Here is a 12,654-nt window from a genome sequence, read left to right on the forward strand (position 1 = left end):
TGTATTGACACAATGTACGATTGCAAATGATGCCATATCAGGCATCTGCCGTTTTGTGATAGAAGTCCGTGTCACTCTTATACACTTGACCCCGGACGCAGTTTCTACCGGCATTTTTTGCGGCGTACAACAGTTTATCGGCCAATTGCACCAAGGTGGTGGGCGTACTGCGGGCGTTGGGTGTGGCAGTGGCGACCCCAAGGCTGATGCTGATATAGGGGTGTGACGTTTCACTATGCGTGTGCGGAATCAGCAGTTTCCCGACCTGGGCACGCATCTCTTCGGCCAGATTTACCGCGACCGTATGATCGGTTTCCGGCAGCACCGCAATAAACTCTTCACCGCCATAGCGGAATATACTGTCCGCCGGCCGCTTCAGCGGTATCGGCAATGCGCGGGCAACCCGGCTTAGGCAGCGGTCACCGGCCAAGTGTCCATAGTGATCGTTAAACTGTTTGAAATGATCGATATCGATCAAGATGATGGAGATAGAAGCTTGTGAACGACGACAACGTGCCCACTCACGTTTAAGAATCTGTTCAAAGCGGCGACGATTCGGCAGGTTGGTCAGGGCATCGATCAGTGCCAGTTTCTCAAGCAGATCGCTGTTGTGCTTCAGTTGAATATGTGTCCGGACGCGGGCTTTGACAATCGGTGTTCGAAACGGCTTGGTGATATAGTCGACCGCACCCAATGACAGGCCGCGTGTTTCATCCTCGATTTCATTTTTTGTGGTGATAAAGATAATCGGTATCTTGCGTGTTACGTCATCGGCCTTGAGGCGACGGCACACTTCATACCCATCCATGTTGGGCATAACGATATCCAACAAAATGAGGTCGGGTCGTTGGCTTCGCGCTACCTCGATTCCCAATTCACCGCTATTGGCAACTTTGATCCCGTAGTCTGATTTAAGCACCTGGGCCAGGTGTTCGATATTGATAGGGCTATCGTCAATAATCAGAACCGTCTTATCCTTGTTTACTTCTGTCAGCATATTGGGCGTCAACCTTATGATGATGTTGATTTTCCATAACCTCCCCACACAACTTATAAGGATAGTAAAAAACTGTGAAAACAACTGTGAACCGGTGAAATAGGAAGTAATCGATCAGATGGCCATGAAGAGGGGCTAGGGCTCATCCGGCTCGAGGGTTGCCGGCTTCAAACCGTGAAAGTCCGCCATGTCTGGTGCGGGAGGCGGTATCTACCGGGGAACCGATGGAATCGGCCGATGTCTTTTCATGGAGACGGGAACCGCCTAGAATGACCGGTCAGGCGCGTTTTGTGGCCTCTGTCCGGTTTTGCGAACGCGCCTGCTATTGCGGATCGTAACGCCCCGCTGAAGTGCCACAAATATAAAAATCTATCTACTGAGTATTGAGAATGCGCAAGCTCTTGCCGCTGTTATTGCTGGCCCTGTTTATCGGTGCTACGCAGCTGATTTCCCACTTCAAGCCGGTGACGGCAAAGCGTGAAAATCCGCCTACGCCAGTGGTGGCGGTGGAGACTGCGCCAGTGGTGCCGCGCGACTATACCGTGGTGGTCAACTCCTTTGGCCGGATTCAGCCGCGTACCGAAGGGCAGTTGGTAGCACAGGTTGCGGGACAGATTATTGCGGTCAGTGCCAATTTTCGCGACGGCGGTTTTTTCGAAGCCGGGGAGACACTGGTCACCATCGATCCGCGTGATTACAAAATCCAGGTGGATATTGCCGCGGCGGAGCTGGCCAATGCCAAGGTCAATCTGGAGGAGCAATTGGCGTTGGCGGACCAAGCCAGAAAGGACCGGGAGATCCTGAATAAGAAGGGCTTGGCATCGGATTATGCACTGCGTAAACCGCAGCTGGCCGCTGCCCGCTCCCAAATCGATGCCGCCCAGGCCAAGCTGGCCCAAGCCAGACTGGCGGTGGGGCGTACCGAGATCAAAGCGCCCTATGCCGGTCGAATTTTGTCGCGCAGCGTCGATCGCGGCGTGGTGGTCTCCGCCAATCAGGCCCTGGCTAAAATCTATGCCACCGATCGGGTGGAAGTACGTCTGCCGCTGAAGAACAGTGAGCTGGGTTATGTGGAGTTGCCGGAAAATTATCGCCACAACGGCGAGGGCGAAACAAAGTTACCTTCAGTAAAGATCATCAATAGCTTGGGATCAACGCCTCAGCCTTGGCCGGCCACCCTGGTGCGTACCGCCGGCGCAATCGACGAGCAGAGCCAGCAACTCTATGTGACGGCACAGATCGACAACCCGTATGAAGAGAACCCGCAAGGGTTGCGCCCGTTGAAGATCGGTCAGTATGTCACCGCCGAGATCCAGGGGCGAACGCTGACGGATGCCATCGTGATTCCCAATGCGGCTATCTATCAAGGCAGCTATGTTTATCTGTTCGATAAAGGCGTGTTACGACGCGCCGAGGTCGATGTGGCTTGGCAGAATAACCGCGAGGCGTTGATTGGTAGCGGTCTGCAAGCGGGTGATCAACTGGTGCTGACACCGCTCGGTCAGGTCAGTAGCGGTACTCCGGTAAAACGGCTGGGTGGTGAGGAGCCGCGTGGCGGCAGCCAGAAGGTGGCGCGGGATAAACCGACCATGACTTCGCAAGCCGATACAGCCAAAACCGATCAGGCCCGTCCATGATCGCCTGGTTTGCGCGTAACCATGTGGCCGCCAATCTGTTGATGGTGAGCCTGCTGATTATCGGACTGTCATCACTCTATTTTCGCATTCCCCTGGAAGTGTTTCCGACGCTTGAAGCGCAAAAAGTCAATGTAGTGATCAACCTGCGTGGCGCCACGCCGGAAGATGCCGAGCAGGGTATTGCAATCCTGGTGGAAGAGGCGGTCCAGGACCTGGAAGGGATTAAAGAGATCACCAGCCGCTCGGCAGAGGGCACCGCCAGTATCGGTCTGGAGATCGACAAGGGTTACGATCCCCGGGAGATGTTGGCGGATATCAAGAGCCGGGTCGACTCGATCAATAATCTGCCGGTCGATGCAGAAAAACCGGTGGTCAGTCTGGCAACCCGCAAGCGTGAAGTAATCACCGTTGCGGTGGCCGGCCACTACCCGGAAAAAGAGATCCGTGCGCAGGCGGAGCGGGTGCGTGATGACCTGCTTCGCATACCGGGCATCACCCAGGTGGAGCTGGATTCGGTGCGTGCCTACGAGATCGCCATCGAGGTGCCGGAAGATAACCTGCGCCAGTACGGCATCAGCCTGCGGCAAGTGGCACAAGCCGTCTCCAGCAGTGCACTGGATCTGTCGGCCGGCAATATCAAGGCCGAGGCCGGTGAGATTCTCATCCGCTCCAAGGGGCAGGCTTACCGGCGCGATCAGTTCGACGATATTATCGTGTTAACCCATGCCGACGGCAGCCTGGTTCGGGTAAGGGATCTGGCCCGGGTCAATGACGGCTTTGAAGAGTCGCCACTGCGCAGTCGCTTCAACGGTAAGATGGCGGGGTTTGTGGATGTGTACCGGGTTGGTGCCCAGAGTGCCATCGATGTCGCCGACAAGGTGAAGGCTTACGTAGCGGAACGTCAGGCGTCATTGCCCCATGGGGTGGAGATGACCACCTGGCGCGATCGTTCCCGCATCGTCAAGAAGCGCCTCAGAACCCTGACCAATAACGCCATTCAGGGCGGTGTCCTGGTGCTGCTGCTATTGACGCTGTTCCTGCGCCCCTCCATCGCCTTCTGGGTGTTCATCGGCGTACCGGTCAGCTTTATGGGCGCCTTTCTCGCCATGCCGTTTTTCGATGTCACCCTGAATGTGTTCAGCCTGTTCGCCTTCCTGTTGGTGTTGGGTATTGTGGTGGATGACGCCATTGTGACGGGAGAGAATATCTATACCCATTTACGCCATGCCGAGAATGGACTGGAGGCAGCGATTCGTGGCACCAAAGAGGTGGCGGTGCCGGTGACCTTCGGCGTCTTGACCACGGTCGCCGCTTTTTTGCCGCTCGCCTTTATCGAGGGACGGCGCGGTTTGCTGTTTGCCCAGATCCCTATCGTGGTGATTCCCATCTTCCTGTTTTCACTGATCGAATCCAAGTTCGTCCTGCCCGCCCATCTCAAGCACATCAAGCTGCGTTCGGAGCGTAAGCAACCGGGGCTGTTGGAACGTTTTCAGCAAGGCTTCGCCGACGGCTTTGAACGGGCGATCTTGCGTTTTTACCGGCCGCTGCTGAAGTTGGCGCTGGATAACCGCTGGACCACTCTGGTGCTGTTCGTCGGCGTCCTGATGATCATGGTGACCCTGGCTACCACCGGGTGGACCCGCTTCACCTTCTGGCCGCGGGTGCAGAGCGAACTGGCTCGTGCCTCGCTGACCATGCCGACCGGCACCGCCTTTGAAGTGACCGACCGCTATATCCAGAAGATCACCCAAGCGGCCTTTGCGCTGAAAGAGAAGTATCGGGATGCGGACGGGCTGGATCTGGTACTGGATATCCAATCCACCACCGGTTCCAGCGGTTCACGCGGCTCCGGTTCCCATACCGGACTGGTGATGTTCGAAATCGTGGCGCCGGAAGATCGTACCTCAAAGGTAACGAGCGTCGAGTTGGTGCGCGAGTGGCGCAAGATGATCGGGGTGATTCCCGGTGCCGAGAGTCTCACCTTCCGGGCGGAGATCGGGCGTATCTCGGATCCGATTGAAATTCAGTTTTCCGGCTTGGACTTCTCCACACTTTCGGAAGTGGCGGACAAGGTAAAGGCACGTCTGGCGCTCTATCCGTCGGTGTTCGATATCAGCGATACCCTGTCGGATGGCAAGGAGGAACTTCAGATCGAGCTGAAGGAAGAGGCCCACGCTCTCGGGCTGACCCGCTCGGAGGTACTGAACCAGATCCGCAACGCCTTCTACGGTTTCCAGGTGCAGCGTATCCAGCGTGGTCGTGACGATATCCGGGTGATGGTGCGCTATCCCGAGTCGGAGCGTAAATCGGTGGCCCATCTGCAGGACCTGCGTCTGACCGCCGCCAATGGTGTCAGTGTGCCGCTGGGGCAGGTGGTGACCCTGAAACCGGGCAAGAGCCCCACTTCCATCATCCGCATCAATCGTTACCGTACTGTCAAGGTGGCCGCCGATATCAATAAAGCGACCGCCAACATGACCATCATGCAGGGTGAGTTGGCGGACTATATTGATAAGCTGCTGTTGAAGTATCCTGGGGTTACCTACAGTTTCGAGGGTGAACTGAAAGAGCAGCAGGAGTCATTCGGCTCTATGGGGATCGGTCTTGGCATCATGCTGTTTGTCATCTATGGCCTGTTGGCGATCCCTTTCAAATCCTATCTGCAGCCGCTGGTGGTGATGTCGATCATTCCGTTCGGGGCCATCGGCGCCCTGGGCGGTCACTGGATCATGGGCATGGATCTCACCATGCTTAGCCTGCTGGGGATGATGGCGCTGGTGGGTGTGGCGGTGAATGACAGCCTGGTGTTGGTGGATTTCATCAATAACCACAAACGCAGCCACGGTCTGCACGACGCCATCCTGAATGCCGGCGTGGCGCGTTTCCGGCCGGTGATGCTCACCTCCCTGACCACCTTCATCGGCTTGATGCCGTTGCTGTTTGAGCAGTCCACCCAGGCCCAGTTCCTGATACCGATGGCGGTCTCGCTTGGCTTCGGTATCCTGTTCGCCACCTTTATCACGCTACTGCTGGTGCCGGTAAACTATATGCTGATGGAACACGGGATTGCCCGCTGGCACCGGCTAATGGGCCGATGAGGATTCTGCATACCGCCGACTGGCATATCGGTCGACAGTTTCACAATGTTTCGCTATTGGAAGCGCAGCGCCATGTGCTGGGGCAGATCGTCGAACTGATCGAAGCCCGGCAGGTGGACGTGTTGTTGGTCGCGGGCGATATCTTTGATCGTTCGGTACCGCCGGCTGCCGCCGTGGCGCTGTTGGATGAAGTGCTGAGCCGTATCTGCCTCGATCTGGGTGTACCGGTGATTATGATCGCCGGCAATCACGACGGCCCGGAACGGCTGGCCTTCGGTGCCCGCCATCTGTCCCGGGCCGGGTTGCACATCGTCGGCCAACTATCGCCGGAACCCCAGCCGATCCTGCTCGGACAAGCGGGTCACGAAGTGGCCTTTTATGCCCTTCCCTATGCCGATCCCGCTACGGTCCGGCAACTGTTCGACAACAGGGTCTCCAGCCATGACGAGGCGATGGCGTTTCTCACCGGCCAGATCCTGGAGCACAACGCCGGACGTTCCCCTTGTGTATTGCTGAGCCACTGCTTCCTGGCCGGTGGCGAAGTTTCGGAATCGGAGCGACCACTCTCGATCGGCGGTGCCGAATGGGTCTCCCCGAGCCACTTCCAGCCGTTCGATTACGTGGCGCTGGGCCATCTGCACGGCCGTCAATTCCGTGGTTCGGAGCATATCCGCTACGCCGGCTCGATTCTCAAATACTCTTTCTCCGAAACCCGCCATCACAAGTCGGTGACGCTGGTGGAGCTGGACGATTCGGGGGTGAAGCAGATCGAGCAGGTGGATCTCAAGCCGCTGCACGATATGCGTATCCTGGAAGGGGAACTGGAGCAGCTGCTGGCCCAGGGAAAAGCGGACCCGCAGCGCGATGACTATCTGCTGGTACGCCTGACCGACACCCACGCTATCCTCGACATCATGGGCAAATTGCGCACGGTCTATCCCAATGTGCTGCATTTGGAGCGTCCGGGATTGATGAAGAGCGGTGAACAGCGTGTCCTGCAACGGGATCAGTTGAAGCGCGGCGAGTTGGCGATGTTTCAAGACTTTTACCAGCAGATCCGCGGTGAAGCGTTGTCGACGGAACAGCAGACGTTGATTACCGATCTGCTGGAACAGACCCACAAAGGGGAGGCGGACTGACGTGCGCCCCCTAAGCCTCACGCTGGCCGCCTTCGGGCCGTTCCAGGACGCGGAAACCATTCCCTTTGACCGACTCGGCGAGAGCCCGCTGTTCCTGATCAACGGTCCCACCGGCTCCGGCAAGACCACGCTTTTGGATGCCATCTGTTTCGCCCTCTATGGCCGCACCACCGGTGATGAGCGGGAGGGGAGCCAGATGCGTTGTGACCAGGCCGATGATGCGACCCTGACCGAGGTAATCTTCATCTTCGAACTGGCGGGGCGCCGTTACCGGATTCGCCGGGTACCGGAACAGCCACGCCCCAAGGCGCGGGGCGAGGGCACCACCACCCAATCGGCCGAGGCCCAGCTTTGGGTTATCGACGCGGAGGGTGCCGAGCGCCTGCTGGTGCCGAACAAGGTGACCGAGGCGACCCGGGAGATTGAACAGCTGACCGGACTCAGCGTGGAGCAGTTCCGCCAAGTGATGGTATTGCCGCAAGGTAAATTCCGTGAGCTGCTGTTGGCCGAGTCAAAAGAGCGGGAAGCTATCTTCAGCCAACTGTTCCAGACCCGAATCTACCGGCAGTTGGAGGAGCGACTCAAGCTGCAGTCGGCCGAGATTCGCCGCGAGGTGGAAAAGGGACGACAGATCCAGCAGGGGATTCTGCAGGGGATCGGCATCGAAACCCGACAGCAGTTGGATGACGCGCTGCAGACACTGCAGCCGGCGTTGCAACAGGCGTGGGCGCAGCGGCAGGCGGCGGAGGAGCAACATGCCGAGGGGGTGCAGACACTGCAGCAGGCCCGGCATCTGCAGGAAGCGTTCAGTCAACTGGAAAAGTTGCGACAGCAGCAGGCTGCACTCAAACAACGCCAGGGTGAGATCGAACAACTGAAGCAGCGGCTACAACGGGCCGAACAGGCGGACCGGATCCGGCCCCTGTTTGATCGCTGGTCGACAGGCCAAGCCGCGCGACAGGCGGCAGAGACAAAACGGCAACAGTCGGTGCAGGCGTTGGAGCAGGCGAAACAGACCCTGGCCGACGCGGAGCGTGCGCTGAAAAAAAGTGAGGCACTGAGTGAATCGCTGGATCGGCAGAAGCAGCAGTTAACCACCCTGCAGGGCTATCAGCAGCGTGCTATCCGGTTGACCCAGGCCATTAACCAGCTGAAAGCGGCCGAAGCGGCCGAACAAACCGCCCTGACGGCACAGCGTGAACAGCAGGCAACACTCAATAAGATTATTCGGCAAGGGGAGCAGCTCGAGCAGAAACGGAGCGCACAGCAAGCGCAACTCAACCAGCTGAATGACGCCCCGCTGCAGCTGCAGCAGATTGACGATAAGGTTCGCGACAGATCCGCGCTGGATGAGCTGGTCCGACAACGGGCGCAGCAGCAGGGTGAGTTGCAACAGGCTGAACAGGCCGGCAAGCGGTTGGCCAAGGTGCACCAAGAGCAAGCCGATGCCGCCAAGCGTATCGAACTGGCTTGGCATCAGGGGCAAGCGGCCCTGCTGGCTCAAGAACTGCAGGCCGATCAACCCTGTCCGGTCTGTGGCAGCCGGGAGCATCCGGCGCCGGCCGAATCGGCCATTGAGCTGCCGAGCCAGTCAGCGCTGGAACAGGCGCGCCAGGCGGTGCAGATGGCCCAGGAGGCGTTGAGTGCCGCCCGTGAAGCGTACGCCCACAAAAAGAGCGAAGGGGCGAGTCTGGAGTCCCGCATCGCTGAGTTGGAACAGCGACTGGACGCGGTAAACGCGATGCCGTTGCCACAGCTCCTGCAGCAACAGCAGACGCTCAAGCAGACGGTCGAATCCCTGCAATCCATTCGGCAACAGCTCCAGTTGCTGGAAAGCCAAGCCCGGCAACAGAAGCAGGCTGAGGAGAAACAGCGAGCGGATCTGGAGAGACTCACCGCACAGGTAACCACGGCCCATTCCGCGGTGGCCGCCGCCGGCAGCGAACTGAAAGGCGCGGAACAGGAGTTGCCGGCCGACTACCGTGAGCCGGGACTCCTCGACCGGGCGATCAGCGAAACCGCGTCTGACATCGAGCGGTTGGATCGGGCGATCGCTGATGCTCGTGCCGCCTATCAGCAGGCCGATAACGGTTACGCCTCTGCACAGGCCACCTGTCAGTCGATGCAAGAGTCGCTGCTATCGGCAGAGACGACGGAGCGGCAGGCGGAAACACAGTGGGTTGAGGCACTGGGGACCAGTCCCTTTGATGATCAGACGGTGTTCGAACAGTCCCTCCTTGCTGAGGAGGAGCGAATGGCGTTGCAGCAGACCGTGCAGGAGTATGAGCGAGCCTGCCAACAGACGGCTGGCGCATTGACGCAACAACAGGGGGTAATTGAGGGAAAACAACCCCCCGATCTGGCGGCGCTGGAACAGCAACTTGCCGGGGCGACGGAAAGCAAGAACGCCGCCGATCTGGCGTGGCGCCAACTGGATAAGCGACATGGACAGCTACAGGACGCCGAAGAGCAACTGGTTCAGGGCGAACGGCAGTGTGCGGCGCTGGAACAGGAGTATGCCCTGATCGGCACTCTGAGTGACGTGGCCAATGGCCAGACCGGAGATAAGGTCAGCCTGCAGCGTTTCGTACTCAGTGTGTTATTGGATGATGTGCTGGTGGAGGCGAGTCAACGCCTGCAGCGGATGAGTAAGGGACGCTATCAACTGCTGCGCAAGAGCGAGCGTGCCAAGGGCAACCGCGCCTCCGGCCTGGAACTGGAGGTGGAGGATGCCTACACCGGTAAGTGTCGTCCGGTGGCTACTCTATCCGGCGGTGAGAGCTTCCTGGCGGCACTCTCCCTGGCGTTGGGGCTTTCCGACGTGGTGCAGGCTTACTCGGGAGGGATACGGCTTGACACCCTGTTTATCGATGAGGGATTCGGTTCGCTCGATCCAGAGTCCCTCGATCTGGCGATCCGTACCCTGATCGATCTGCAATCCTCCGGCCGCATGATCGGTGTCATCTCCCACGTGGCGGAACTGAAGGAGCAGATGTCGCTACGCCTGGATATCAGCAGCAGCCGGGAGGGGAGCCATGTCTCCCTGGTGACGCCCTGAACGGGCAAATCGGCTACCCGTCCTCATGGGTAAACTGATCTACAATAGAATCACTGAATCACTCCGATACGGAGCAAGCACAGGACAGAGGCATGGTCATGAAGAGAAAATGGATAGGGGTGCTCCTACTGATATTGATTTCAGGGACGGCTGTTGCCGCTAGCGGTATCAGCGTCATCAGCGTCAACAATGCCAACGGCGCCTGGATCGGCTATAGCGACGGTAGCGTACGTATCTGCAATGGTGGCGGCGGTACCGCCGTACCTTTCTGGACGAGTTGCACCACCGCCGTCAAGGCAAGTGGGTCCGCCGTAACCGACATCAGCAACAGTGACCGCCGTGCCTGGATCGGTCATGCCGATGGCGTGTTACGTTACTGCAAAGAGGGCGGCAGCGATCAGAACCCGACCACCGAGTGCGTGGATGTGAAGCCGTAAAGGCCAATCGATTCGCTAGTTTTAGAGCGTTGCCCCGTCGTACGCGGCGATTCAGTCTGACGATTAAAATGAGGGATTAGGTTGAGCTCATTGCTGTGCAGTTCAGCGATGCCCAGGCGTCTGAAAAAGAGATACGTATTAAGATCATCACAGGACAGCTCATTTGGTAACACTGCAACAAGCACTGCGTGACGGGGCAACCGAAGACTTCTGGCAATCACTCAAAGCCGAATTGCTAGCCCTTGAACCGGGCATCCTGCCACTTCAGCAAGGCGTAACACAGGGCGGCTATGCGGACGCTTCCAACCTTGAGATGACACTGCTGGATAAATCAGAGACGTCACAACAGATCATTGCCAAGGTGGGCCTTTTTTACGGTGAAATTATCGCTGGTTGCAGCTGTGGTGATGATCCCGTCGTAGACTCCGTTTATTGTGAAGTACGAATACGGATTGACAGAGAAACGGCGGAAGCGCAGTTTGATTTGGTTGATGTTTAACCGCATTTCAGCGATAGGTGTCGTAAAACTCATAAATAATATCTAGGCTGATGCCGCCAAAAAATAATATATACAGTTAGTTATTGCTAATTCTAAAAGTATTGAATGAATTGGATAGGCGACAGGTCGTTCTACGACATCTGTCGCTTTTTAGCTTTGCGGGCATTTAGAAAAAGAAAAATAACATCTTGTATTCATTGGGAATTTAATGAATACTCAGGCATTTAGATGGGCAGATAGGCGTCAGATGGATAGGCGTCTGGTGTCGGTGAATAATACTGTTAGCTGTAAAAATAAAGATGATGTTTCGTAGATATTTAGTCCTTTTACTTATGTTCTTTGTACCCATCGTTAGTGCGACTGATGTCAGGTGTAAATTCAAATCTGAACTAGATAAAACGAGCATCAATGAGTTAGAACAACAAGCTAAGGAAGGAAATCCTCGTTCGCAATTTCTGATGTATTACGCCTATAGAGAAGGGTTCTATGGTGAAAAGGACTTAGAGAAGGCCCGGTATTGGTTATTGGTGGCATCTGATAAAGACCCTGATGCTCAGATTTTCGTAGCAAAGAATCTGGAGTCTCGGAAATTATATTCAGAGGCATATAAATGGTACGGAAAAGCTGCTGAGCTACAAAACTCATATGCATACTATATGATGGGTGTGTATCGCTCCTATGAACAGTATGGAATGATTGATTTACGGAAGTCAGTTCAACTATTTGAAAAGGCAGTCTCATTAGGTGGTGTAGCGGGAGCGTATACCCAAATCGGTATAGCCTATGTTTATGGGGCTGGTGTTTCGGAAGATGTATCGAAGGGTTTAGAAATACTTTTACATGGTGCTCTTAAAGGAGACCCAGAAGCATATCGCTTACTTTCTAAGCTTTATGCAGAGGGAGAGATAGTTACTAAAGATATGTCGTTATCAGAAGAATACCAAAAAAAATATGAAGTGCTATTAAGTACGAGGAAAGCGGCAGAGTGTGATTTTGAACGAGTATCTAGTGCTAAAGCAGCAGCTAACCAGGGGCTTAATGCGCTCGCTACACTCGCTGGGACGGTCCGCTCCGCGTCCCGCCCCTTAGCCAAACGTTGAGGCTGTAGAAAAACCCCATTTTCAGATAAAATAACAAGCACAAAAATGCCAGCAGGGAGAATGGACAATGGCCCGCTATAAGGATTACGACTACGATCAAATGAAGATGATCCCGGTTGCCTTTGATCGCCAGATTCTCCCCGGCAGCTTCGAATATTCCCTCTCTTATTTAGTTGATCATGAACTGGACCTGGCGTCCTTCGATCACCACTACCGTAACGACGACAATGGCCGCCCGGCCTATGATCCGCGCCTGCTGCTGAAGATCATCATCCTGGCCTACGCCAAAGGTATCACCAGCAGCCGTCAGATCGAGAGACTGTGCCGTGAGAACATTACCTTCATGGCGCTCTCGGCCGATACCCAACCCCATTTCAGTACACTGGCGGACTTCATCTCCCGCTCCCCGGAATCCATTGCCGATCTATTTGGACAGATCGTGCTGATGTGTGACCAACTGGGCTTGATCGGCAAGGAGATGTTCGCCATTGATGGCTGCAAGCTACCCTCTAATGCCTCCAAGGAGTGGAGTGGTACCCATGCGGAGCTGAAAAAGAAACGGCAGAAGATTGATCGCGCGGTACGCCGCATGCTGCAGCGACATCGAGAGCAGGACCATACCGAGCTGGCACCGGACATCCAGGCACGCGAAAAGGAACAGATCAAAAAGCTGCGCGTGGTCTCACGCA

General features: G+C 56.3%; 9 protein-coding genes. 8 read left to right on the top strand and 1 reads right to left on the bottom strand.

Annotation, left to right across the window (positions count from 1 at the left end):
• Window positions 1-37: 37 nt before the first annotated feature.
• Window positions 38-997 (bottom strand): diguanylate cyclase, encoded by a 960-nt coding sequence (locus ACQY5R_RS13985; protein ID WP_428609521.1) that lies wholly within the window; start codon window positions 995-997, stop codon window positions 38-40.
• A 389-nt stretch (window positions 998-1,386) separates the two neighbouring features.
• On the opposite strand from ACQY5R_RS13985, the gene ACQY5R_RS13990 reads away from it, so the two are divergent.
• The 8 genes from ACQY5R_RS13990 to ACQY5R_RS14025 form a co-directional block, all read left to right on the top strand.
• Complete coding sequence (locus tag ACQY5R_RS13990) at window positions 1,387-2,634, top strand: efflux RND transporter periplasmic adaptor subunit (protein ID WP_428609523.1); 1,248 nt, start codon at window positions 1,387-1,389, stop codon at window positions 2,632-2,634.
• Window positions 2,631-5,732, top strand: a complete 3,102-nt coding sequence (locus ACQY5R_RS13995; RefSeq protein ID WP_428609525.1) for an efflux RND transporter permease subunit — start codon at window positions 2,631-2,633, stop codon at window positions 5,730-5,732. Before ACQY5R_RS13990 ends, ACQY5R_RS13995 begins: the two co-directional genes overlap by 4 nt.
• Window positions 5,729-6,871, top strand: coding sequence for an exonuclease SbcCD subunit D (locus ACQY5R_RS14000; RefSeq protein ID WP_428609526.1), 1,143 nt, complete (start codon window positions 5,729-5,731; stop codon window positions 6,869-6,871). Before ACQY5R_RS13995 ends, ACQY5R_RS14000 begins: the two co-directional genes overlap by 4 nt.
• 1 nt (window position 6,872) lies before the next feature.
• The gene (locus ACQY5R_RS14005; protein ID WP_428609527.1) at window positions 6,873-9,929 is read left to right on the top strand and encodes an AAA family ATPase; all 3,057 of its coding nucleotides are present in this window, start codon (window positions 6,873-6,875) and stop codon (window positions 9,927-9,929) included.
• A 98-nt stretch (window positions 9,930-10,027) separates the two neighbouring features.
• Entirely contained in the window at window positions 10,028-10,366 is a 339-nt protein-coding gene (locus ACQY5R_RS14010; RefSeq protein WP_428609528.1) for a hypothetical protein, read from the top strand.
• 163 nt (window positions 10,367-10,529) lie between these two features.
• Window positions 10,530-10,865, top strand: a complete 336-nt coding sequence (locus tag ACQY5R_RS14015; RefSeq protein ID WP_428609530.1) for a glucosamine--fructose-6-phosphate aminotransferase — start codon at window positions 10,530-10,532, stop codon at window positions 10,863-10,865.
• A gap of 299 nt (window positions 10,866-11,164) precedes the next feature.
• Window positions 11,165-11,965, top strand: a complete 801-nt coding sequence (locus ACQY5R_RS14020; RefSeq protein WP_428609531.1) for a tetratricopeptide repeat protein — start codon at window positions 11,165-11,167, stop codon at window positions 11,963-11,965.
• A gap of 67 nt (window positions 11,966-12,032) precedes the next feature.
• The coding region (locus ACQY5R_RS14025) for a transposase (protein ID WP_428609533.1) at window positions 12,033-12,654 on the top strand (622 nt) is incomplete at its 3' end.

The sequence above is a fragment of the Sedimenticola sp. genome, from assembly GCF_050289425.1.
Taxonomy (GTDB): domain Bacteria; phylum Pseudomonadota; class Gammaproteobacteria; order Chromatiales; family Chromatiaceae; genus Sedimenticola.